The 23658-nt window shown below is 71.2% G+C and carries 16 protein-coding genes; 8 read left to right on the plus strand and 8 right to left on the minus strand.

Annotation, left to right across the window (positions count from 1 at the left end; genetic code table 11):
* Positions 1-28: 28 nt before the first annotated feature.
* The 5 genes from EV279_RS01595 to EV279_RS01615 form a co-directional block, all read right to left on the minus strand.
* On the minus strand, positions 29-4474 hold the full coding sequence (locus EV279_RS01595; RefSeq protein ID WP_133541194.1) for a LamG domain-containing protein: 4446 nt from the start codon (positions 4472-4474) through the stop codon (positions 29-31).
* Between the two features lie 83 nt (positions 4475-4557).
* Positions 4558-5220, minus strand: coding sequence for a hypothetical protein (locus EV279_RS01600; RefSeq protein WP_133541195.1), 663 nt, complete (start codon positions 5218-5220; stop codon positions 4558-4560).
* A 54-nt stretch (positions 5221-5274) separates the two neighbouring features.
* Positions 5275-6543 (minus strand): O-antigen ligase family protein, encoded by a 1269-nt coding sequence (locus EV279_RS01605; protein WP_133541196.1) that lies wholly within the window; start codon positions 6541-6543, stop codon positions 5275-5277.
* A complete protein-coding gene (locus tag EV279_RS01610; protein WP_133541197.1) occupies positions 6530-8128 on the minus strand; it encodes a hypothetical protein in 1599 nt (532 codons plus the stop codon). Before EV279_RS01610 ends, EV279_RS01605 begins: the two co-directional genes overlap by 14 nt.
* A gap of 43 nt (positions 8129-8171) precedes the next feature.
* Positions 8172-9404 carry a hypothetical protein gene (locus EV279_RS01615; RefSeq protein WP_133541198.1) on the minus strand — a complete coding sequence of 411 codons (1233 nt, stop codon included), beginning with the start codon at positions 9402-9404 and terminating at the stop codon, positions 8172-8174.
* Positions 9405-9527: 123 nt separating this feature from the next.
* Here EV279_RS01615 and EV279_RS01620 point away from each other — a divergent pair, with 123 nt between their 5' ends.
* Positions 9528-12689 (plus strand): PKD domain-containing protein, encoded by a 3162-nt coding sequence (locus tag EV279_RS01620; RefSeq protein WP_133541199.1) that lies wholly within the window; start codon positions 9528-9530, stop codon positions 12687-12689.
* A 96-nt stretch (positions 12690-12785) separates the two neighbouring features.
* The gene (locus EV279_RS01625) at positions 12786-13259 is read left to right on the plus strand and encodes an adenylyltransferase/cytidyltransferase family protein (protein WP_133541200.1); all 474 of its coding nucleotides are present in this window, start codon (positions 12786-12788) and stop codon (positions 13257-13259) included.
* An 87-nt stretch (positions 13260-13346) separates the two neighbouring features.
* On the opposite strand, the gene EV279_RS01630 is transcribed toward EV279_RS01625, so the two are convergent.
* Entirely contained in the window at positions 13347-14492 is a 1146-nt protein-coding gene (locus EV279_RS01630; protein WP_166644417.1) for a glycosyltransferase family 2 protein, read from the minus strand.
* Between the two features lie 110 nt (positions 14493-14602).
* Between EV279_RS01630 and EV279_RS01635 the strand changes: the two genes are divergently transcribed.
* The 6 genes from EV279_RS01635 (at position 14603) to EV279_RS01660 (ending at position 21752) form a co-directional block, all read left to right on the plus strand.
* A complete protein-coding gene (locus EV279_RS01635; protein WP_133541202.1) occupies positions 14603-14860 on the plus strand; it encodes a glutaredoxin domain-containing protein in 258 nt (85 codons plus the stop codon).
* Positions 14861-14909: 49 nt separating this feature from the next.
* The gene (gene kynA / locus EV279_RS01640; protein ID WP_279526912.1) at positions 14910-15764 is read left to right on the plus strand and encodes a tryptophan 2,3-dioxygenase; all 855 of its coding nucleotides are present in this window, start codon (positions 14910-14912) and stop codon (positions 15762-15764) included.
* On the plus strand, positions 15764-16744 hold the full coding sequence (locus tag EV279_RS01645) for a hypothetical protein (protein WP_133541203.1): 981 nt from the start codon (positions 15764-15766) through the stop codon (positions 16742-16744). The genes kynA and EV279_RS01645 overlap by 1 nt, the downstream gene beginning before the upstream one ends.
* 1 nt (position 16745) lies before the next feature.
* Positions 16746-18002: an aminotransferase class V-fold PLP-dependent enzyme gene (locus tag EV279_RS01650; protein ID WP_133544497.1), complete on the plus strand. Its 1257-nt coding sequence runs from the start codon at positions 16746-16748 to the stop codon at positions 18000-18002.
* A 328-nt stretch (positions 18003-18330) separates the two neighbouring features.
* On the plus strand, positions 18331-20118 hold the full coding sequence (locus EV279_RS01655) for an aldehyde dehydrogenase family protein (RefSeq protein ID WP_243728396.1): 1788 nt from the start codon (positions 18331-18333) through the stop codon (positions 20116-20118).
* Positions 20115-21752 (plus strand): GMC family oxidoreductase N-terminal domain-containing protein, encoded by a 1638-nt coding sequence (locus EV279_RS01660; protein WP_133541205.1) that lies wholly within the window; start codon positions 20115-20117, stop codon positions 21750-21752. Before EV279_RS01655 ends, EV279_RS01660 begins: the two co-directional genes overlap by 4 nt.
* 40 nt (positions 21753-21792) lie before the next feature.
* On the opposite strand, the gene pip is transcribed toward EV279_RS01660, so the two are convergent.
* Both pip and EV279_RS01670 read right to left on the minus strand, forming a co-directional pair.
* Positions 21793-22770 (minus strand): prolyl aminopeptidase, encoded by a 978-nt coding sequence (gene pip / locus EV279_RS01665; RefSeq protein ID WP_133541206.1) that lies wholly within the window; start codon positions 22768-22770, stop codon positions 21793-21795.
* Positions 22767-23639, minus strand: a complete 873-nt coding sequence (locus EV279_RS01670; RefSeq protein ID WP_133541207.1) for a neutral zinc metallopeptidase — start codon at positions 23637-23639, stop codon at positions 22767-22769. Before EV279_RS01670 ends, pip begins: the two co-directional genes overlap by 4 nt.
* Positions 23640-23658 lie beyond the last annotated feature (19 nt).

Consider the following 23658-nt stretch of genomic DNA (forward strand, 5'->3'; position numbering starts at 1 on the left):
GCGAGGCGCTGGTACGAGGCCGTGAATGTCAGGGGGTCACCGCCGCAGCTCGATAGTCGTCGAAGAAGACGTTGAACGGCAGCCCGGAGAACCCGGTGCCGGCGTAGGTCGTCATCCCGGTGTACCCCGCGACCTGAAGAGCGGCCGTCGTGTCGGTCGTGCTCAGCTGCCACGCCGCCGGCTCAGCCGTGCCGTTGGCCCAGATCTTGCTGCGCAGCGTCGTGGTCCCCGTGCCGAAGACCTGCAGACGCACGTTGTACTTCGTCCCCGGAGCGATGTTGTTCGCGGCAGGGAGGTCCTGCCACACCATCACCGTCCCGCCTCGCGACAGCTGCGCCTGCACGGCACCGTTGGTCGCGATGACCCACCGAGCGCGGTAGTCGTCGGCACCGACCACGCGACCGAGCGCGGAGACGAACATCCGGGCGCCGGTAGGTGTGGCCGATGTGGTGAACGAGAACGTCAGGTCGGTGCTGGTCGACGTGGCGGAGTTGAGCGTGGCACTGCGCGTCTGGCCCGCCGCCGAGGTCGTGAGCCGCGCGGTGTTGTTCTCGATCCCGACGTTCGTCACTCCGGCGGTCTGGGTCCAGGCGCCGCCCGTCTGCGACGTCCCCAGCGTGCCGTTCGCACGGTTGAAGTCATCCGCTGCGAACGGCGTGCCGGCCGGCGGTGCGGTGACGGTGACCGATCGCGTGGTCGTGTTGGTCGCCCCGTTGTTGTCGGTGACCGTGAGCTCGACCGTGTATGTGCCCGCTGCGGCATATGTCTTCGACGCGGTCACTCCGGTGCCGGTGGTGTTGTCTCCGAACTTCCAGGCGTAGCCCACGATGGTGCCGTCCGGGTCATTCGACGCCCCGGCGTTCAGGGCGACCGTCAGGTTGGTCGGAGTGGCGGTGAACGAGGCGGTCGGAGCCTGGTTGGGAGCCGGAGCCACCGTCACGCTCGCCGTCTTCGTCCCCGTCGTGCCGTCGTTGTCGGTCACGGTGAGCGTCACGGTGTAGGTGCCCGCGGCAGCGTAGGTGTGGCTGGCCGTCACCCCCGTGCCCGCCGCCGTGTTGTCACCCCAGTTCCAGCTGTAGCCCGTGATGGTGCCGTCGGGGTCGTTCGAGCCCGAGGCATCCACGTTCACCGTCATCCCCGACACAGGCGACGTGAACGACGCGGTCGGCGCTTGGTTGGCAACAGGCTCGACCGTCAGCGCCTTCGTGCCCGTGGCGCCCTTGTCGTCGGTCACCGTCAGGGTCACCGTGTACGTGCCGGGAGCTGCGTACGTGTGATCCGCCGTCATGCCGGTGCCGGCCGGCGTGCCATCGCCCCAGTTCCAGCTGTAGCCGGTGATGGTGCCGTCGGTGTCCGCCGACGTCGAGGCGTTCACGCTGACCTTGAGCTTCGTCGTCGTCGGGACGAAGTCGGCGGTCGGCGGGGAGTTCACGGGCTGGGCGTTGCTGCCCAGGGTGTAGTGGCTGGCGACGTCGGCCGGCGGCATCGGAGCCATGTACACCGCGACCTCGTCGATCACGCCGTGGAACTCGTTGGTGCTGGATCCCCACGTGTTGTCGCCGCCCACGTGCCAGTAGCCCGTGTAGTTCTCGGCGTCGGTCTGCGGGTTCGTGCCCTTCAAGGCGCCGTCGACGTACAGGCGCATGCCTCCCGCCCCCTGCGTGGCGACCAGGTGGTGCCATTGGCCGTCGTTGTACGCCTCAGCGGTCTCGATCGTGTTCGTGAAGCCGGTCCAGACGCCGTACACGAGGCGGCCGTCGTCACGCATGTACACGTGCCGGTCGTAGCTGCCCGAGTTGCCGTTCGGGCTCGAGCCGAAGCCGACGATCTTCCCGCCGGTCGTCGTGGTCGTCTTGAACCACGCCTCCAGCGAGTACGAGCGGGGGTTGCTCCACGAGCCCTCGCTGATCACCTGACCGCCGTCGAACGTCGCAGCCGTGTTGCTCACGCCCGCGAGCGCTCCCGAGGCGCCCTTGTCGACCGCTCCGAAGTACGTGCCCTTCTGGTTCGACCCGGAGGCATCGGCGGCGACGGAGCCCGCCGACTCGCCCAGCCGCCAGTACAGCGCCGGCTCGAGTCCGTAGACCGCCTGCCCGTATGCGTCCGCCGGCGGCGTCGATCCCTCGAGCGTGCGCCCGGAGGCGGTGTAGTGCGCCTGCGTCTGCTGCTTGGTCAGCGGGGCGGGGTAGATCGCCACCTCGTCGATGTCACCGGCGAAGAAGGCGTTGCCCGACCACGGGCTGTCGCCTCCGACGCGCCAGTAGCCGTTGTACGGCTGCGCCGTCGTCACATCCGAGCGCTGCCCGACGCGAACGCCGTCGATGTACAGGACGAGGCCGTTCTCGCTCTCACCCGCCGTGACGTGGTGCCACTGCCCGTCGTTGTACGCGCTCGGCGAGGTCACGGTCGCGGCCGAGCCGATCCAGACCCCGAAGGTGATCTTCCCGTTGGGCTCCATGTAGATGTGACGGTCGTAGTTCGACGACGTGCCGGTCGAGCTGTTGCCGAACCCGACGATCTTGCCGCCGGCGGTCGTGGTCGTCTTGAACCACGCCTCGATCCCGAACGTGTTCGGACCGGCGATCGCGTACGTCGTCGAGGCGAAGCCGTTCCCGCTGCCGTCGAATGCCGACGCGGGGCGCGTCTCGTTCGTCATCGCACCGCTCGTGCCGCGCGTCACGCCGGAGTTGACCGTCAGATCCGACGCGCCCGCCCAGTCGTACGAGACGGTCGGGGACGAGTCGTCGAGCGGCCAGTAGCTCAGGGGCTTGTCGGCCAGAACGGTGTCGCGGTAAGCGGACGCCGTCGTCGTGCCGGATGCCGTGACCGTCGACGTCCCGCCGAGGATCGAGTGGTTCTGGGCGTCGGTCGCGCGGACGCGATAGGTGTACGAGGTGCCGTTGGTCACGTTCGTGTCCATGAACGCCATCGGCGGCAGGCCCCAGTCCTTGGGCTTGGAGCGCACGTTCTCGAACGTCTTGATGACGACGTTGTTGCGGAGCACCTCGTACTTGAGGAACTCGCTGTCGCGATCCCAGTTCAGCGGCCAGCTGACCCGGACGGCTCCGCCGCTGAGCGCGAGTGCGGTCGCCGGCCAGTCCGTGTTCCACAGGAGCGGTCCCTGGGCGTTCGGAGCCTTGCCGGGAACGGCGAAGCGCACGAGTCCCTGCTGGCCGGTGTTGTTCACGCGCGTGAACTCGCCGCCGAACACGACGTAGTCGCCGCTGGCGGTGACCGTCCACGGCCCCTGCGACGCACCGCTGACGTTGGCGGCGTTGAACGTCGGGAACCAGTGCAGGAGCTTCGGTGCGGGGTTTCCGCCGAAGTCGAAGTAGCCGAGGTTCAGACCGAACGGCGTGGTCCGCTCGACCGCCTTCGAGACCGCGGTGCCGCGGTAGAACGTCCACGGGTCGCTCTGTGGGAAGCCGCCGACGAGGCTGCCGCAGTAGTGCGGATGCCCCGCCTGGTAGACCGCGTCCCCGTACGGCTGCACGTCGTAGAGGTCGCCGTGGCAGTCGTTGACCCAGATGAGGTCGCCCGTGCTCCACGAGGCCCGGAAGCTTCCCTCGAGGTTGCCGCCGCTGCCGAAGACGTAGCCGGTGCCGTAGATGTCGTCGCCGTCGGACTTGAGCGACCAGATCGCCGCGTCGAGGCCGGCGTTGCGGATCACGTTGTTGGCCGAGAACGGCAGGAGCGCAGCGGTCGTCGCATGGACCATGGCCAGCCCGTACCCCGGGTTGCTGCTGTCGTTGAGGGTCTGGAAGTTCCCGCCGAGCACGACCTTCGAGCCGTCGGGCGAGACGACGACGACGCGCCCCTGGCGTCCTTCGAGGACCGGCGCCCACGGCAGCAGCGCGCCGTCACGTGTGACGGCGGCGGCCCCGGCCCGGTCGACGTTGCTCATGCGCCCGAAGGTTCCCGTGATGTACACCGTCGTGTTGGTGGCGTCGATGCCGAGCGTCGCGCCGTTGGAGTTCGGGTTGAACGGCGAGAGCGTGCCGCCCGGGAGGTCGAACGCCGCGACGCGGTTGCGGGTCTGGTTGTTGACCGTCGTGAAGTCGCCGACGATGTACAGCCGCGTGCCGTCGGGGGATGCCTCGACCTGACGCACCTGGCCGTTGATCGTCGGGTTGAACGTCGTGATGAGGTTGCCGGTGGTGATGTCGTAGGCCAGCAGGTTCTGACGCGGCGTCTCGTTGGTTCCCGCCGCGGCGCCGGCCGGCCGGGCGCTGGTGAACCGCCCGGCGGCGTAGACGACGTTGCCGACGACGGCCTGGTCCCACACGATGCCGTTGATCTGCACGGTGGGCAGGGCGTCGGCGGTGACGGTGGATGCCTCGCCCGGGGGCGGACTGACGTCGGCGTGAGCGGGGGTCAGCGCGACCAGAGACCCGACGATGACGGCGATCGAGGTCGCGACAGCCGCGACCAGCGAACGGGAACGGCCGAAGCCCTTCGATGCGAAAGCGCCCACGATACATCTCCCCAGATGTCGTGCGTCGCCAAGGACTACATCCCCTGTAGCCCTCGACTACATTCCCCAAGTTCGCCGGATTCTCAGGGTTCGGGCCCCACGAAGACGACGTCTGGCTCCGTCGCCAGCAGGTCGACGATAACACGGATGTCGCCGGACGCACCCTCGGGTTTTGAAAAGACGAAGACGGCCGACGAGGTGGCACCCGCGGCGACCGACGACGGCCACAGGGTGGAGTCCCCGCCCGAGACGGCGACGGCCGGAATGCGGTCGTCCCCGCCGTACTCGAGGCTGACGTTGGCGCCGGACGTGTCGAGAGCGTCCGCGCCGTTGTTGGAGATCCGGACCGTGACCGCGAGTGCCGGCCCGCTCGGCTCGCCGGGCGCCGACCGCTCGATGCTGCGCGGCTCGAGCGATGTGACCTCGACGACGACGTCCCCGGCCGCTGTCGCCGGTTGATCGAGCGGCACCTCGGTGCCGGACTCCGGCTTGCTCACGGGATCGGTCGCCCCGGGGGCCGGTGCCGGGAACTCCGTCGGCTGCGGGGTGGGCGAGGCGACCTGAGGGTCCACATCGGCGCTCCGTGTGGCGCTCGGCGTGGGCGCAGCTGCGCCGGCCTCCGACGCCGGCCGGAAGCTCATGAACGCCCACACCGTGAGCGCCACGACCAGGATCCCCGCCAGCGCGAAGCCGATCCACCGCATCCAGCCCGCGCCGCGGCCCGGAGAAACGCCTGTGTCAGACATGAGTGCACCCCTCGCACCGAAGTCGCCGCGCATCCCCAAGCTGCGCGGTCACCGTCATAGTAGGCCCCGCACGGCGGGGGCGCGCTGGGAGTCGTCTCGGTGTTCGAGCGGTGGCGGCAGGTCGCCCGCATGCCGGGAGCGGTGCGTGAGGAGCGTCGCGAGCACGAGGAAGAGCAGGAAGGGGACGGCGCTGTCGACGAGCCCGCTCTCGGTGAACGACCGCAGCACGAGCAGGACGAGGAGCGGCAGGAGGGCGCCGCGACGAGAGGACGACACGAGCGCGCCGATCAGGCACCACGCCACGAGCCCCGCCACGAGGACCGTGCCGAGAAGGCCGGTCTGGGCCAGCAGGGATGCCCAGCTGCTGTCCAGCACCTGGTCCTCGCGCCACTGGAGATTCACCTTCACCTTCTTGACCGCGAGCCCGACCCCGATCCACTTCTGCCACGACTGCCAGTCCCAGGCGAGCACGACCCGCCACGCCTCGAACCGGGCGTCGAGCGCCGACGTGGCGTCCGTGGAGCCGCTGCGGGTGACGAGACTCTCGACGATGCCCGTGAAGAAGACGACGGTGTAGACCACCGGCAGGGTGACGAGGATCAGGTAGACGACTCCGCGACTGGGCAGGCCGTTCGTGAGGAGAGCGATGCCGATCGCGATCAGGACGCCCAGCAGAGCGGTCCGCGATCCGCTCGCGATGACGATGGCCAGCAGCAGCACCGCGACCAGGACGCGCCATGGGCGCACGCGGGTGCGCAGCATCCAGATCACCATCGCCACCAGCGGGGCCCCGGCGAGCCCCGCGACCTCGTTGGGATGGATCTCGGGCACCCGGCCGCCGAGCCGGCCCTCGGAGAACAGGGTGCCGATGCCCGTCGTCGCCGCCACGACGGCCCACACGGCCATCGCCGCCATCATGCCGCCGAGGGCGAACTCCCACCGCACCGACGAGAGCACGAGCAGCACGGTCGCCATCGCGATCCCGATGCGCACGACGATCACCGACGTGGCGGCGGAGTAGCCCGAGACGATGGACCCGAGCAGCGAGATCAGCAGGACGGTGACGAGCACGGCGGCGGGACCCAGCCCGATCGGGACCTTGAGGGGGGTGCGCGTGTAGAGCACCATCGCCAGCGCGAGGGTGAAGACCGCGATGATCGCCTTGCCGACGACGACGGCATCCACGCCCCCCTGGTAGATCGTGTCGCTGCGCCAGGGGATCACGCTGAGGATGAGCAGGACGAAGAGCACACCGACCGCGACCACCCGCTGGCGGCTGGGGTGACGCCCGTCGCCGTGGGGCGGGCGCTCAGCCCGTTCCACGACCTTTCCCGCTGCGCGTCGCCGGACGATCCGCGGCGGGCGTCGCCTCGGCGCCGACGGCCGCCGGCTCCGCGTCCCGCTCGTCGGAGGTGTCCGCCGGGAACGGGTCGGCGTCGCCCTCTGCCGGTACGTCGGCACGCGCTGACCCCGCGGGCGCGCCGGTGTCATCGCCGGGGAACGGGCCCGCCGCGCCCTCGACGTCCGGGGCACCGCCGGCCTCCTCGTCGAGAACGAGGGCGACCGGCCCCTCTGGCGCCGCCTCGACGGAGCGGATCGCGATGCGGTCGCTCTCGCGCCAGCTCTCGGCGGCCACGCCGACGTCGCGGGGGCCCGCGTGCGCCATGAGCACGCCGAGAGGATGGACGCCCATGACCCGCAGGCGGGTCGCGATCGAGACGAGGTCGGTCGCAGAGGTGACGTTGTGGCGGATCGCCAGCACCACGCCGGCTCCCGTCGCGACGGTCGCCTCGATCAGCTTCGAGGCCGTGGGGGGCGTCACGATCAGGACGATGTCGAAGTCCAGGCCCAGCCGGACGACGGCGGCGGGGATCTCGGCCTCGAGCGTCGACGTCGGGATCCGGCTCGTCATGGCGTACACGGTCGACACCGCCGGCGACCGGCGGGTCGGGACGCCGTGGGACTCGGTCGGGACGTGGTCGAGGACCTCGGTGAGAGAGCGCACATCCGCCCCCGGCTTCGTGTCGGGGCGGAGGTCGAGCACGCACGCACGTCGCCCGGCGGCCTCGAAGGCGACCAGGAACTCCCGCAGCATCTGCTCTTCGACGCTTCCCGTCGTGACGGGGATGAGCACGAAACGCGAGACCTCGGTTCCCGCGAGGGCGAAGAGGTTGTTGACGGCGTCCTCGAAGGCGGCCTCCTCGGCCGCCTCCTGCTGCGCTCGCGGCAGGCGGGAACGGCGGGGAAGCCTCCCGACGACGGGAAGCCCCGACGCGCGGCGCACATCGGAGATGGTGCGCAGGTGCCGGTTCGTCGTGGTGCGATACACCGCGACGATCGCGCCCGCCGCGAAGCCTGCGATGAGGCCGAGCCCCGTGATGGCCAGCACCTGCGGCGATGACGGCGAGGCCGGCTCGACCGCGGGGATCACCTGGTCGAGGCTCACGTCGTAGCGCAGATCGGTGCGGGAGTTCTCCGTCGTGCGGATGAGCCGCGACAGGTTGCGCGCCGCGGAGTTGGCCATGTCCGCGGCCATCGCCGCGGTCGGCGCGTCGGCCCGGACGGTGAGCAGCACGGTGTCGAGCGCGTTGTCGGCCGACAGCATGCGGCGGATGTCGCGGTCGCTGTACTCCTCCTCGCTCAGACCGAGATCGTCTCGGACGCCGTCGATGACGTCGGGACTGTCCACGAGTGCCGGATAGGTCTTGATGCGCGCGAGGCTGAACTCGTTGCGCTCGAACAGCGACGCCTGCGTCGACTCGACCTTGAGCAGGAGCGTGGAGGTCGCCGTGTAGGTCTCGGGCAGCGTCCTCGCCACCCCGAACGCGGCCGCGCCACCGAGGAGGATGGCGATCAGCATGATCAGCCAGCCCTCTCGAAGAATGCGTCCGTAAGGAACGTCCTCCACTGCCTGCCCCTTTGTCGACAGCTGAGATGTGGCCTGGATGCTATCACCCGGAGTCGGGAGCGCCCTCAGAATGTGACGCAGCCGTGTCGCCCGGCCTCGTGGCGAGCCACCTGAGGCCCGCGCCGCCCAGCAGCGAGGCCACCGCCAGGGCGAACGGGACGACGGCGGGCGACACCCCGGACGCCAGCATCACCGTGACCGCCGCGAGCCCCAGCACGGTGTCGGCGAGGCGGATCAGGAAGACGGCCGTCTGCCGTCCCGTCACCGCCCCCAGCGCACCGTAGGGCGTCACCATCGCCACGGACGCCCCGTAGGCGATCCAGGCGACGACCGCGACCGTGCTCAGCTCGACGCCGAAGGCGAGCGGTCCCAGCCACGGGGCGAGCGCGACGGCGACGACGCCCATCGCGATGGTGAGCCCCACCAGCACCAGCACGACGCGGTCCGCCTCGCGCAGCGAGCCGGCCCCCTCGCCTTCGCGATGCTTGCCGGCGAACCGCACGAAGAGGTACGACGAGAAGCCGCCGACGACCAGGATCAGCGGCGAGGTGTAGGTCCGCGCGGCCTCCAGCTCGCCGACGGCCGTCAGCCCCGCGAACGACAGGACCAGCAGACGGGTCACCGTGAACATCGCGGGCCGCAGGGTCTGCTGCAGCCCGCGCCATGAACCGTACCTCCACACGGCGCGCTGATCGGCGCCGCGGAGCCCGACGAGGAACCGGTCCTCGCGCGGCACGAGGAGCCACCCCACGACGATCGCGACCGTCTGGCCCGCCGCGATGGCGCCCAGGAAGGCGCCGAGCGTGAGCGGCTGGACGAGCCAGACGCCTCCGAGCACGATCAGCGCGACGACGAAGCCGGTCGAGTCCGCGGCGATCACCCGCGGGAACGCGAGGCTCGCCATGAGCAGACGCCGCACGATCTCCTCGACGGCGAACGCCGCGAGGGCCAGCGCGAACAGCAGCGCCTCGACCGGTGGGAGGAAGCCCGTCGCCCCCGCGAGGACTCCGGCCGCGATCGCGGCCAGGGCGGTGACCAGGGCGAGCGTCACCTCGAGCCCGGCGCGAATCGGGCCGCGTCCGCGCTCCAGCACGACCAGCGTGTCACCCACGAGGCCCGTGATGACGGCGGTGGCGAGAACGATGACGCCGTAGAGGATGGCGAACTGGCCGAAGTCCTCGATCCCGAGGATCCGCGAGACCATGATCTGGAGGACGAGGCTGATGAGTGCCTGCACGGACTGCGCGGCGATGCCGCCCACGGCCTTTCTCCGCATGAGGCCCTCCCCCGGCATCCGAGGCTTCATCCTGCCAGCCGAGCGCCGTCGGATGCAGTGCCTCATTGTGGGGCGCGCCGCGCGGTGCGATAATCGCGCCCATCTTGCGACTGGGGAGTTGCCATGAGCACACCTACCCGAAGAACCCATCGCAGAAGAGACCTGGCGATCGCCGTCACGTGGGGACTGATCGCCGGATCCCTCTCGATCGCCTTCGCCCCGCCGGCGACCGCCGCGCCGCCCGGCGTCGCGCTCGTCTCACCGGCCGACGGGTCGACGGTGGGCGCGAGCGCCGATCTGCGGGTCACGGCCACGGACCCCGACGGCGACGCCGCCACGGTGTCCTTCGAGGGCCGGCGTCAGGGCGGGACCGTGCCGGGTCAGACCGACGCGGATCCCTTCTCGATCGTCGTCATCCCCGACACCCAGAACTACACGTACAACAATCGCCAGGCGACGATGAACCAGCAGTCGCAGTGGGTCGTCGACAACAGCGACCGGCTGGGCGTCGCGTTCACCGTGCACGTCGGCGACCTGGTGAGCGAGTACACCAACCCCACCCAGTGGGGCCTGACCTCGGCGGCGCTCGGAATCCTGGATGCCGCCAACGAGCCGAACTCGGTGGTGCCGGGCAATCACGACTTCGACAACGCCACCGGCGCCATCGGGCCGTACGACACCTACTTCCCGGTGTCGCGGTACGCGCAGGCGGGCTGGAACACCGCGACCACGAAGTACGGCGGATACCTCGGCCAGAACCAGTTCGGCCCCGACCCGATCGACCGGAAGAACTTCGACAGCTACTCGCTGTTCTCCGCCGGCGGCAAGGACTTCCTGGTGCTGAACCTCGAATGGGAGGCGCCCGGGTACGCGCTGGACTGGGCGGACCGCGTGCTGCGCGCGCATCCGGATCGCACCGTCGTGATGGTCACCCACAGCTTCCTGACGGTGTCGGGGAGTCGGTGGACGGGAACGCAGCGGCCGGGCGGCACCTCGCAGGCGGCGCTGTGGAGCGACTTCGTCGCGACGCACTGCCAGATCAGGATCGTCATCGCCGGTCACGAGCACAACGGCGATGAGGGCGAGGCCAATCGCACGGATCCGAACACGTGCGGTCAGCCGGTGCACCAGCTCATGACGGACTACCAGGACCGCGCCAACGGCGGAGACGGCTGGCTCCGGTACTACACGTTCGACCCCGGTGCCAACACGATGACCGCCACGACGTACTCGCCCAAGCTCGATCGCTACGAGACCGACGCGAACTCGTCCTTCGTGCTGCCGTTCGAGCTGACGGCACCCGAGCCGGCTCCGTTCGAGCCGATCGCGACGGTGCCGGTCGCCGGCGGCGTGGCGGGCACCACCTGGTCGGGGCTCGCCCCGGATGCGACCTACGAGTGGCGGGCCGTCGTGAAGGCCGGCGGCGACACGGTCACCTCGCCGGTCTTCACGATGCGCACCGCCCCGCCCGTCCCGCGTCTCACCGACACCTTCACGCGGACGACGACCTCCGGGTGGGGGACGGCCGACACCGGGCAGTCGTGGGTGCCGAGCTCGAGCGCCTCGTCGTTCACGGTGGACGGCGCGAAGGGACGCATCCTCACCACGCCCGGTCAGGGCCGGACGGTCGACGCGACGCTGTTCCGGTCGACGGATCTGTCGGTCACGACCGACGTGTCGACCTCGGTGGCGCCCGGCGGGTCCGGCGTCTACGTCTCGCTGGTCGGCCGCGACCTGGGTGCCAGCGACTACCGCTCGACCCTCCAGCTCTCGTCCACGGCCACCGTCGTGACGCTCAGGCGCGTGCTCAACGGCGCCGAGACGATCCTCGGAACTCAGCGCGTCGGCAACGGCGTCGCCGCCGGCACGCCGGTGAGAGTGCGCTTCGAGCTGAGCGGCACGGCGCCCACGACCCTTCGCACGAAGGTGTGGACCGGTGCGACCGAGCCGTCCGCGTGGTCGTTGACGACGACGGATGCCTCGGCCGCTCTCCAGGCTTCGGGCGGCGTAGGCGCGTATGTGTACCTGTCGAGCTCGGCGGGGACCAGCGTGAGCACCCTCTTCGACGCGTACTCGGCGGTGGGCGGGATCGGTGCCCCACCGCCGGCCAACCAGCCGCCGACCGCCGTCATCGGCACGCCGACCGTCAGCGGGCGGACCGTCACCGTCAGCGGAGCCGGCTCGACCGACCCCGACGGCACAATCGCCTCGTGGGCCTGGACCTTCGGCGACGGCACCACCGCGACCGGCGCGACCGCGACCCGCACCTACACCGCCGACGGCACGTACACCGTCGGCCTCACCGTCACCGACGACAAGGGCGCGACCCACACCGCGACCCGCAGCGTCACCGTCGCTGCGCCGGCCAACCAGCCGCCCACCGCCGTCATCGGCACGCCGACCATCAGCGGGCGGACCGTCACCGTCAGCGGAGCCGGCTCGACCGACCCCGACGGCACGATCGCCTCGTGGGCCTGGACCTTCGGCGACGGCACCACCGCGGCCGGCGCGACCGCGACCCGCACCTACACCGCCGACGGCACGTACACCGTCGGCCTCACCGTCACCGACGACAAGGGCGCGACCCACACCGCGACCCGCAGCGTCACCGTGACCGCCCCGCCACCCCCGCCGCCGCCCCCGAGCGCTCTCGTGGCGGACGACTTCGGGCGGACCGTGGCGAACGGCTGGGGGACGGCCGACGTGGGCGGAGGGTGGACGCTCACGGGCACGGCATCCCGGTTCGCCGTCGCCGGCGGGGTCGGATCGATGAGCCTGACCACGGCGGGAACGTCCGCACAGGTCGAGGCCGCGACCGTGCGCAACCTGTCGTCCGAGGTGCGGCTGAACGTCTCGTGGGACAGGACCTCGACCTCCGGAGCGCTGTACACGGTGATCTCGCCGCGCGCGGTGAGCTCGACGGCGGACTACCGGCTGAAGATCTACGTGAGCGGGACCGTGCCCTACCTCGACCTCATCCGGCGCACCGGCGGGACGGAGACCCTGCTGAGCCGCACGGCCCTGAGCATCCGGATGACGACGCCGGGAGCCTGGTACAGCGTGGCTGTCCGCGCGGCTTCCTCGAACGGGACGACGACCCTGTCGGCGAAGCTCTGGCCGCAGGGAACGACCGAGCCGGCGACCTGGCAGGCGACCGCGACCGACACGACCGCGGCGCTGCAGTCGGCGGGCTCCCTGCTGCTGTGGACCTACATGTCGGGCAGCGCTACGGCACCCGTGAAGACCTCGTTCGACGATGTCCGGATGACCGCGGTGGGACCGTGAGCGGCGAAGACGCTCTGTCCCTGTCGGCGGATGAGGTGTAACGTGACCGCCACAGACGCGGCGCTTGGGACGCCGCGGGATTCGCTTGGGGGAATCATGACTGTGCGCATCGGCTATGCCGCCGGGGCGTTCGACCTGTTCCACGTCGGGCACCTCAACATCCTTCGGCATGCCAAGGAGAACTGCGATTTCCTGATCGCGGGCGTCGTCAGCGACGAGATGCTCCGCCTCGTGAAGAAGGTCGAACCGGTCGTGCCGTGCACGGAGCGCGCCGAGATCGTGCGAAGCATCTCGTACGTCGATCGCGTCCACGTCGAGACGGTGCCGGACAAGCTCGACACCTGGCGCGAGCTCCGGTTCACGCACTTCTTCAAGGGCGACGACTGGCGCGGCACCGAGAAGGGCGCGAGGCTCGAGCAGGAGTTCGCGCAGGTCGGGGTGGAGGTCGTGTACTTCCCCTACACCGTGCACACGTCGAGCACCGCGCTGCGCCGGGCGCTGGAGGTGATGACCGCGACCCACCAGCGGGACGACGATGCCGCGCCCGACCTCGTGGCGTCGTTCGGCTGAGGCTGTCGTCAGCCCCGGCGAGGAGATTCGGCCGGCCGTCAACGGAGCCGGCCGGCCGACTCCGCGGCTCGTCGAGCCCTGCCCTGACTAGAGCTCGCCCGGCGACATCGCCTGCGCGTCGAGGTCTTCCACGAGCCGCCGCACCCGACTGGGCTGCGCGCCCGCCCGGCGGGGGGCGTACACGACGAGCGAGTGGAACATGAAGCGCACGAAGAAGGCCAGGATGAGGGTGATCGCCGCGGCGAAGACGGCGGAGATGTGCCAGGTCTGCACCATGAAGGCGAGCACGGGGATGCGGATGAGCGCCTCGGCGTTGTTGAACGCGAACGACTTCGCGAAGCGGGACCACACCCCCGACGCCGCCCCGGTCATGTCCTGGAAGACATAGCGCTCCTGCAGCAGGAAGTTGCCGACGATCGTCATCTCGGCCGCGATCACCGCCGCGGCGATGTAGTCCACCCCGGCGTGCGTCAGTGCCCACATGATGGCGAGGTTCGCGACCGCGCCGACGGCGCCGATGAGTGCGAAGAGCGACATCTTGCCGAACCGGAGCAGCGTCAGCTGAGTGAGGAAGTGGATGCCTTGCCGCATCGACGCCTTGGACTCCCCCGCGTGCCGCCCCGCGAAGTCGAACGGAACCTCCGCCACGCGCAGGTTCTTCCGCGCAAGCATCTCGAGCAGGATCTTGAAGCCGCGGGGCTTGAGCGTGTCGAGCTCGATCGCGTGCCGGTCGACGAGGAAGAACCCCGTCATGGGGTCGGTGACGTCCTTGAGCCGGATGGGGAACATCGCGCGCGTGAGCGCGGTGGACGCCTTCGACACGGCGACCCGCGTGCGGTCGGAGAGACCGCCGGACGTCCCGCCGCCGGAGTACCTCGATGCCACGACGACGTCGGCATCGCCGCGGCGGTAGCGGTGGAAGAGGGCAGGGATCTCCTCCGGCGGATGCTGGAGATCCCCGTCCATCACGAGACACGCATCCGCCTCGGCGGCGAGGAGTCCCTCGAGCACGGCGCCGCCGAGACCTCCGGTGCGCTTCTCGCGGTGGATGAGGCGCACCGGAAGGGGGGCGGATGCCGCGACCCGCCGCACCTCGTCGGGTGTGGCATCCGTGCTGTCGTCGACGAAGATCAGCTCGGCGTCGATGCCCTCGGTCGCCGCGGCAACCCGATCGACGAGTTCCCCGACGTTCGGGGCCTCGTTGTAGGTGGGGACGATGATCGAGAGTTGCACAGGCGACCATCGTCGCACGGGCGGGGAGAAGGCGACGAAGGGGTTGCCGAGACGCATGGGAATCCCCCAGCATCGGCGATCGTCCAGGATGCATGAAGGAGGATGGAAGGATGTCCTCCTCCTCGACCATCACGATGTTCGGCGCCGAATGGTGCGGCGACTGCCGCCGCACGAAGAGGCAGCTGGACGAGCTGGGCGTGCCGTACCGGTACGTCGATCTCATGACGGATCCGGACGCCGCGGATGTCGCGCGGGAGATCTCGGGGCGCACGAACATCCCGGTCGTCGTGTATCCCGATGCCAGCCATCACGTCGAGCCGTCCAACGCGGACGTCGAGTCGAAGCTGCGCGAGCTCGCGATCATCTGAGTGCCGTCGGGCCTGACGCCGAGGCATCCAACGTGGTTACAGTGACTGGGTGACCGACGGCGTCGAAGGCAACACGAGGGCGATCGAGGGATCGGTCGTCACCGACTTCGCCGACCGGATGACCTACGGCGGCTACCTCGACCTCGCGACGCTCCTGTCGGCGCAGCGGCCGCTGAGCGACCCCGAGCACCACGACGAGCTGCTGTTCATCGTGCAGCACCAGACCACGGAGCTGTGGCTCAAGCTCGTGCTGCACGAGCTCGAAGCGGCGTGCCGCCTGCTGCGCGAGGATCAGCTCGCCCCGGCGCTCAAGTGCATCGCGCGGGTCAAGCACATCCAGCGCACGCTGACCGAGCAGTGGTCGGTCCTGGCGACCCTCACGCCGGCCGAGTACGCGCAGTTCCGCGGAGTGCTCGGCAACGCGAGCGGCTTCCAGTCGGCGCAGTACCGGGCGGTCGAGTTCACCCTCGGCAACAAGCATCCCGGCATGCTGCGGGTCTTCGAATCCGATCCGCAGGCGTACGCGCTCGTGCACGCGGCGCTGCTCGCGCCGAGCCTGTACGACGAGTTCCTCGGGCTTCTGGCCCGCGACGGCTACCCCATCCCCGCCGCGGCGCTCGAGCGGGACGTGACGACGGCGTGGACCTTCGTCCCCGAGCTCGTGCCCGTCTTCGCCGGCATCTACGCCGACCCGCAGAGGCACTGGGCGGCGTACGAGACGTGCGAGGAGCTGGTCGATCTCGAGGACAACTTCCAGCTCTGGCGCTTCCGGCACCTCAAGACCGTCGAGCGCATCATCGGGCTGAAGACCGGCACGGGCGGTTCGAGCGGCGCCTCCTTCCTCCGGCGAGCGCTGGAGCTCACCTTCTTCCCCGAGCTGTTCGCCGTCCGGACGGAGATCTGATGACGCACGCCGATCCCTTCGCGGTCCGCGAGCTGCTCGGGCCGGGCGCCGCACCCGGCCGTCGCGCCCTGACGGGCGAGCACGGCACGGTGCTGCCGCCCTTCACCGACCACCACGTGCACCTGCACCTTCTCGACGAGCACCGGCTCGCGCCGCACGGGATCGCGGCTGCGGTCGATCTCGGCGGCGATCCCGTCGCGCTCGCCCGCCGGCCGAAGCAGGGCTTTCCGCTCCTGTCGTATGCGGGCGCCTTCCTGACCGCGCCGGGCGGCTATCCACTGGGGCGCCCGTGGGCCCCGGCGGCCATAGCCCGGGAGGTGACGGATGCCTCGACGGCACCCGGCGTGCCCGGTGGCGCCCGCACGCGGGTCGACGAGCAGGCCGGGTGCGGGGCATCCGTCATCAAGGTGGCGCTCAACGCAGCCGCCGGCCCCGTCCTCGACCGCGACACGCTCGATGCCGTCGTCTCGTGCGCGCACGAGCGCGGCCTGCCCGTGGTGGCGCACGTCGAGGGCGAGAGGATGACGCGACTCGCGCTGGACGCCGGGATCGACGTCCTCGCCCACACCCCCTTCAGCGAGCGCCTCGGGTTGCGGCTGATGGCCCGGGCCGCTGCCGCGCAGGTGTGGATCTCGACCCTCGAGATCCATGCCGGCGATCCCGATGCGGCCGCGAACGCCGAGGCGAACCTGTCGGCCTTCCGGGAGGCGGGCGGTCGCATCCTGTACGGCACGGACCTCGGCAACGGCGACCGGCCCGCCGGCGTCCAGCCGGGCGAGCTGGCGGCTCTCGACCGCGCCGGCGTGCGGGGCGCCGCGCTGATCGCCGCCCTGGCGGACCCGTGGCCGGGCACGGAGGCGACGCACGCGGTCGCGACGTTCGTGCCGGGGGAACCGCCGGCGACGCTCGACGAGATCCCGGCATGGCTCGCCGCGGCCACCGTCGTCCCCGAAGAGGAGGTGGTGCGCGATGAGCACTGAGATGCGCGCCGCGACCGACGCGGCCGGACGCCTCGAGGCGCTCGCAGCCGAGGCATCCCGGCTCGACGAGGCCGACCCGCTCCGCGCGTACCGCGACCGGTTCGTCGGTGCCGGGTCGTCGCTGGTCTACTTCGACGGCAACTCGCTCGGGCGCCCCCCGAAGGCGACGGCCGACCGGCTCGACCGGTTCATCCGCGACGAGTGGGGCGGGCGACTCATCCGCGGCTGGGACGAGGCCTGGATGGACCTCCCGTTCGCGATCGGCGACACGATCGGGCGGGTCGCGATCGGTGCGGCGGGCGGGCAGACCGTCATCGGCGATTCCACGACCGTGCTCCTCTACAAGCTCGTGCGCGCCGCTTTCGACGCGCAGCGGTCAGCCGACCCCGCGAGGGTGGAGATCGTCCTCGACCGCGACAACTTCCCCACCGACCGCTATCTCGTCGAGGGCATCGCCGCGGAGCGCGGCGGGCGGGTGCGGTGGATCGAGGTCGACCAGCGCTCCGGCGTGGACGCACCGGCGCTTGCGGCGGCGGTCGGTCCCGACACCGCGGTCGTGGTGCTGAGTCACGTCGCCTACCGTTCGGGGCACCTGGCGGATGCCGCGTCCCTCACGCGCATCGCCCACGATGCGGGCGCGCTCGTGCTGTGGGACCTCTGCCACTCCGCCGGGTCGGTGCCGGTAGAGGCCGACGCGTGGGGGTTCGACCTCGCCGTCGGGTGCACGTACAAGTACCTCAACGGCGGTCCCGGCTCGCCGGCTTTCGCCTACGTCGCGGCCCGGCATCAGGCGGCGCTCGCGCAGCCGATCCAGGGCTGGATGGGGGCGGCGGACGTCTTCGCGATGGGGCCGCGGTACTCGCCCGCGGCGGGAATGCGTCGCTTCCTGTCGGGGACGCCCCCCATCCTCGGCATGCTGGCGATGCAGGACACCCTCGCGATGATCGAGGAGACCGGCATGCCGGCCATCCGCGAGAAGTCGGTCGCCCTCACCGAGTTCGCCTTGCGGGTGGCGGACGAGCTTCTGGTGCCGCTCGGGGTCGAGCTGGCCTCGCCTCGGGATGCCTCGGAACGAGGCGGCCACGTGACCTTCTCCCACCCCGCGATGCGCGCCGTGACGGCCGCGCTGTGGGAGCAGGACGTCATCCCCGACTACCGCGACCCCGGGGGTCTGCGCATCGGCCTGTCGCCGCTCTCGACGAGCTTCACCGAAACCCTCGCGGGGCTCCGCGCGGTGGGCGCCGCGCTCCCGCACTGACCTCCCGCCGCGCCCGTGTCGGCGCCGCGCCGCGCCGCGGCGGCGCGCTCGTGCGTTACGAGCGTAGGAGACGGGACGAGCGTAGGACGAGGGTGGCCGCAGCCGTCCTGCGCCGGCGCGATCTCCTACCCCGGTGCGGGCAGGGGTCGGGCGGGGCGGATAGATGGCGCGGGCAGGCGACGGCGGCACCCGGGGGCGGCACGCGACGCCGGCACGCGACGCCGGCACGCGACGCCGGCACCCGGTGGCGCCTCGCCTGACACCGAGTCTCAGCCGCCGCCCGGACGGCAGCCGTAAGCTGATCCCACCCCGCCCGAAGGAGAGCGCCGTGCCGTCCACCGCGAACACCGCCGCGAAGAGCCCCTCGAAGAGCGCGACCGCGCCCGCGGCCCCCGCGGTCGCTTCAGCGCTCGACGCCGCTCTGACCGATCTGGCGATCGGATCGGCGGCCTGGTCGCACCTCACGCTCGGTCAGCGGGCGCGGCTGCTCGATCGCGTCCGCGCGACCGTCGTGGCCGACGCGGCGACGTGGGCCGACGTCGCCGCGACGTCGAAGGGTCTGGGACCCGGCCATCCGCTGCGCGGCGAGGAGTGGCTCGGCGGGCCGCACGCCGTGATCCTCGCGCTGGACGCCTACCGTCGCACCCTCGCGAAGCTCGCGAAGGGCGCCGGACCGCTCGACGGCGTCAAGACGGATGCCGCGCCCGGCGGCCGCGTGCGCGTGCACGCCTTTCCGCTCGACCCGGTCGACGCCCTCCTCCTCTCGGGACACTCGGGCGAGATCTGGCTCCAGCCGGGGATCACCGAAGCCGAGGCGGCGCGCAGCGCCGGACTCGCTCAGCTCCATCCCACGACGCCCGGCGGCATCGGCCTCGTGCTCGGAGCCGGGAACCAGTCGTCGATCCCCATCCTCGACGTCTTCTACGAACTCCTCGCGCACAATCGCGTCGTGATCCTCAAGGTCAACCCGACCCAGGACGCGCTCGTCCCCGTCTTCGAGCGCGCACTCGCGCCTCTCATCGAGCTCGCGCTGCTGCGCATCGTGACCGGAGGGGGCGATGTCGGGGCCTACCTCACGCAGCATCCCGACGTCGCCCACGTGCACATCACCGGCGCCGCACCGACCTTCGACACCATCGTGTGGGGACCCTCCTCCGGTGCCGGGGCGGCCGAGACGAAGCGGCGCCGCGCCGAGAACCGCCCCCTCCTGCAGAAGCCGATCACGGCCGAGCTCGGAGGCGTCTCGCCGATCCTCGTCGTGCCGGGCACGTGGACCGAGGCGGATCTGCAGTTCCAGGCGGAGCACGTCGCGACGATGCGCCTGCAGAACGCGGGGCACAACTGCATCGCCGGTCAGGTCGTCGTCGTGAGCTCCGACTGGCCCCAGCGCGACGCGTTCCTCGCGGCGCTCGAGAAGGCGTACGCGGCCGCGCCGACGCGCCCGGTCTGGTACCCGCGGAGCGCCGAGAAGCTGCGAGCCGCGGCCGCGGACTATCCGTCCGGGCAGTGGTTCGCGGGCGGCACGCGCGCCCTCGTCGAGATCGATGGGGACCAGGATGCCGCGGCCCTCGAGCGTACGGAGTACTTCGCGCCCGTCCTGGGCGTCGTGGAGCTCCCCGGTCTCGGGCAGGAGTTCCTCGACCGCGCCGTGGCCCACGCCGACGACCGGCTCGCGGGCACGCTCGGGGCCAACGTGCTCATCGATCCCGTGACGCAGGACGCGCTCGGCGCGGGCTTCGAGCGAGCGATCGCCGACCTCCGCTATGGCGCGATCGCGATCAACACGTGGACGGCATTCGCATTCCTGCAGCCGACGCTCACGTGGGGCGGATTCCCCGGTTCCACCATCGACGACGTCGGCAGCGGTATCGGGATCGTCCACAACTCCCTCCTTCTCGACCACGTCGAGCGCACCGTCGTGCGCGGGCCCTTCCGCCCCTTCCCCCGCTCGCTCAGCGCGATCGGCCGGCCCGGGACGTTCTCGGCGCTGCCCAAGCCCCCCTGGTTCGTCACCTCCCGCACGGGAGCCGCCGTCAGCGAGGGCTTCAGCCGGTTCCAGATGACGCGCGACTGGGCCGGCCTCGTGGGGACCATGCTCCAGGCGTTCCGCGGATGACACCTTCGCGGCGCGGCGGCGACCTCGCCGCCGACTACATCGTCGTCGGCGCGGGCTCCGCCGGGGCCGCCCTGGCCGCGCGGCTGAGCGAGGACCCGGGCGTCTCGGTGCTCCTGCTGGAGGCCGGCGGGCCCGACACGGCCCTGCCGCTGCACGTTCCGGCCGCCTTCAAGGCGCTCTTCCGCGGCGAGTACGACTGGTCGTACGACACCGTCCCCCAGCGCGAGCTCGAGGACCGCGCGATCTACTGGCCGCGTGGCAAGACGCTCGGCGGCTCATCGTCGCTCAACGCGATGATGTGGATCCGCGGGTTCGCGGCGGACTACGACGAGTGGGCGGACGTCGCCGGCCCCGCCTGGTCGTGGAACGCCCTCGTCCCGTACTTCCGGCGGGTGGAGCGGACGGAGGACCCGGTCGACGAGACGCAGGGCAGTGACGGAGCGCAGCACGTCGAGCACCAGCGCGATCCCCGCCCGCACACGGCGTCCTTCCTCAGGGCGGCGGCCGAGCGGGGGCATCCCGTCACCCCGCCGAACCTCGCGAGCGGTCAGGGGTTCGCCCAGACGATGGTCTCGCAGCGCCGCGGCGCGCGGGCGTCGACAGCCGATGCGTACCTCCGTCCGGCCGCTGGACGACGCAGCCTCCGGGTGGTGACGCGCGCCCACGTCCGGTCGGTCACCTTCGATCGAGCCACCGCCGAGAAGCCGCGTGCGACGGGGGTCTACGTCGAGATCGACGGCATCCCCCGGCATGCCCTCGCGACCCGCGAGGTCGTACTCGCCGGCGGCGCCGTCAACACCCCCCAGCTCCTGCTGCTGAGCGGGATCGGACCCTCCGATCACCTCGCCGGGCACGGCATCCCGGTCCTCGTGCACAGTCCGGAGGTCGGCGCGAATCTCCAGGACCACCTGGTCGCGGGGCTCGCGCCGGCCGCGAAGGGCGGCACGCTCTACACCGCGGAGAGGCTGACCGAGCTCGCCCGCTATCTCGCGGCGAGGCGGGGGATGCTGACGTCCAACGTCGGGGAGGCCTACGGCTTCATCCGGACCGAGGTGGCCGACCGCGCCGGCATGGCCGCGAACCTGCCGGACATCGAGATCATCTTCGCCCCGGCGCCGTACGTGGGGGAGGGGCTCGTCCCGCTGCCGGCCGAGGGGCTCACGGTCGGAGCGATCCTCCTCCGGCCGCGCAGCCGGGGCACGATCCGGCTCGCCTCCGCCGACCCGACGGTGAAGCCCCTCATCGACCCCGGCTACCTGACCGACCCGGACGGCATCGACCGCGCCACGATGCTCGCCGGACTCGCCGAGTGCGAACGGCTCATCGCGACCGATGCCCTTCGTGCCGTCACGACGGGCGAGTGGGTGCAGCCCGAGGGCGGCGAGCGCATGAGCGCCCAGGAGCGGGCCGAGCTGTCCCTGCGCCGCTATTCGCACACCCTCTATCACCCGGTCGGGACTGCGCGGATGGGGACGGACGCCGCGTCCGTCGTCGACCCCGAGCTGCGCGTCCGCGGAGTGGACGGGCTCCGCGTCGCCGACGCATCCGTCATCCCCACGATCATCCGCGGTCACACCAACGCTCCTGCGATCGTCATCGGCGAGCGGGCGGCCGACCTCATCCGGGGTCGGTGATCGAAGGGCTCCTGACCAGGACCCCTGATCAGGGGCTCGATCAGGCTGCGAAGCGGTCGGTGGCCTCGCGCAGCGCCCGGGCGATGCCGGGCTCCGACGCCGCATGCCCGGCATCCGGGATGATCACGAGCTCGGCCTCCGGCCACGCGCGGTGGAGGTCCCACGCCGTCATGGGCGGCGTGCACACGTCGTAGCGACCCTGCACGATGACGGCGGGGACGTCGCGGATCGCGTCCACGCCCGCGATGAGCTGCCCCTCCTCGAACCAGCCGCCGTGCATGAAGAAGTGGTTCTCGATCCGCGCGAAGGCGACGGCCTTCTTCGGATCGGTCATCGTCGCGACGAGGTCGGGATTGGGCAGGAGCGTGAGGGTCGAGGCCTCCCAGCGGGTCCACGCCAGGCCCGCCGGCTCGTGGACGGCCGGATCGGGGTCGGCCAGCCGACGCGCGTAGGCCTCGATCATGCGCGAGCGCTCCAGCACGGGGATGGGCGCGAGGAACTCCTCCCACAGGTCGGGGAAGACCGCCGACGCCCCGCCCTCGTAGAACCACTCCAGCTCCATGCGACGGAGCGTGAAGACCCCGCGCAGCACGAGCTCACTCACCGACGTCGGGTGCGCCTGCGCGTACGCGAGGGCCAGGGCGCTCCCCCACGACCCGCCGAACACCTGCCACCGCTCGATGCCCAGGTTGCGCCGCAGCAGCTCGATGTCGGCGACGAGGTGCCACGTCGTGTTGAAGCGCAGGTCGGCGTCCGGTTCGCTCGCGTGCGGGGTGCTGCGTCCGCAGCCGCGCTGGTCGAGCAGCACGATGCGGTACCTCTCGGGATCGAAGAACCGGCGATGCCACGGCGATGTCCCCCCGCCGGGACCGCCGTGCAGGAAGACGACCGGCTTGCCCTCCGGATTGCCGCTCTGCTCCCAGTACACCCGCTGACCGTCCCCCACGATCAGCTGACCGCGCTCGTACGGCTTGATCCGGGGGTAGAGGATGTCGTCGAGGTGCGCGGGAGGGCTCATAGCCGGCTTCCGGAGACCGAGAAGGTGTCGCAGGCCTGGTAGCCGCCCTGATACCCGGTCTCGAACCAGCGCTCCCGCTGCTCGCTCGAGCCGTGGGTCCAGGACTCCGGGTTCACGGGCGCTCCCGACTCGCGCTGGATGTGGTCGTCGCCCACCGACTGCGCGGCGTTGATCGCGTCGCGCACCTGCTCGGGCGTCGGCCGCTGGAGGAATGCGACGCCGTTCTCGTCCGTCTGCTCGCCCGCGTGCGCGACCCACGCCCCCGCGAGGCAGTCCGCCTGCAGCTCGGTGCGCACGCCGTTGCTGTCGGGCCCCGATCCGTTGTCGGGGTAGCGGTCCATGACGCCGCTCAGGTGCTGGATGTGGTGGCCGTACTCGTGCGCGAGCACGTAGAGCTGGGCGAGCGGGCCCGCGGTCGCGTCGAACCGCTCGCGCAGAAGCGCGAAGAACGTCGGATCGACGTACACCGTCTCCTCGGGCGGGCAGTAGAAGGGCCCCGTGGCGTTGGAGGCGGTCCCGCATGCGGTCGAGGTCTGTCCATCGACGATGATGAGCTGCGGCTGCCGATAGCCCTCGATGTTCTCCGACCAGTACTGGTCGAGATTGAGGGATGCCGCGGCGAGCCTGCAGTCGTCGCGCGCGTTCGCATCCGAGCCGGTCTCGCAGTTCGCGACCTCGCTCTCCTGGCCGCTGCCCCCGCCACCGGTGAGCGGGCCGACGACCCCCGAGATGTCCGTACCGGTGAAGAGGCTGAACAGCAGCACCGCGAGCGCACCGAGACCCGCGACGCCGCCGCCGGCGACTGCGACCCCGGCACCGCGGCGCTTCGCCGTGTTGCCCCCGACCCGGGCGTTGTCGTTGAACGTCATGGGGTCACGGTACCCCGAG

The sequence above is a fragment of the Microbacterium sp. BK668 genome, from assembly GCF_004362195.1.
Classification (GTDB): Bacteria; Actinomycetota; Actinomycetes; order Actinomycetales; family Microbacteriaceae; genus Microbacterium.

What these genes read in the sequence shown, in the direction of transcription:
- EV279_RS01670 (WP_133541207.1), bottom strand. Translation starts at nt 23,639, where the DNA reads ATGACGTTCAACGACAACGCCCGGGTCGGGGGCAACACGGCGAAGCGC.
- EV279_RS01600 (WP_133541195.1), bottom strand. Translation starts at nt 5,220, where the DNA reads ATGTCTGACACAGGCGTTTCTCCGGGCCGCGGCGCGGGCTGGATGCGG.
- EV279_RS01645 (WP_133541203.1), top strand. Translation starts at nt 15,764, where the DNA reads ATGACGCACGCCGATCCCTTCGCGGTCCGCGAGCTGCTCGGGCCGGGC.
- EV279_RS01635 (WP_133541202.1), top strand. Translation starts at nt 14,603, where the DNA reads ATGTCCTCCTCCTCGACCATCACGATGTTCGGCGCCGAATGGTGCGGC.
- EV279_RS01615 (WP_133541198.1), bottom strand. Translation starts at nt 9,404, where the DNA reads ATGCGGAGAAAGGCCGTGGGCGGCATCGCCGCGCAGTCCGTGCAGGCA.
- EV279_RS01625 (WP_133541200.1), top strand. Translation starts at nt 12,786, where the DNA reads ATGACTGTGCGCATCGGCTATGCCGCCGGGGCGTTCGACCTGTTCCAC.
- pip (WP_133541206.1), bottom strand. Translation starts at nt 22,770, where the DNA reads ATGAGCCCTCCCGCGCACCTCGACGACATCCTCTACCCCCGGATCAAG.
- EV279_RS01660 (WP_133541205.1), top strand. Translation starts at nt 20,115, where the DNA reads ATGACACCTTCGCGGCGCGGCGGCGACCTCGCCGCCGACTACATCGTC.
- EV279_RS01620 (WP_133541199.1), top strand. Translation starts at nt 9,528, where the DNA reads ATGAGCACACCTACCCGAAGAACCCATCGCAGAAGAGACCTGGCGATC.
- EV279_RS01650 (WP_133544497.1), top strand. Translation starts at nt 16,746, where the DNA reads ATGCGCGCCGCGACCGACGCGGCCGGACGCCTCGAGGCGCTCGCAGCC.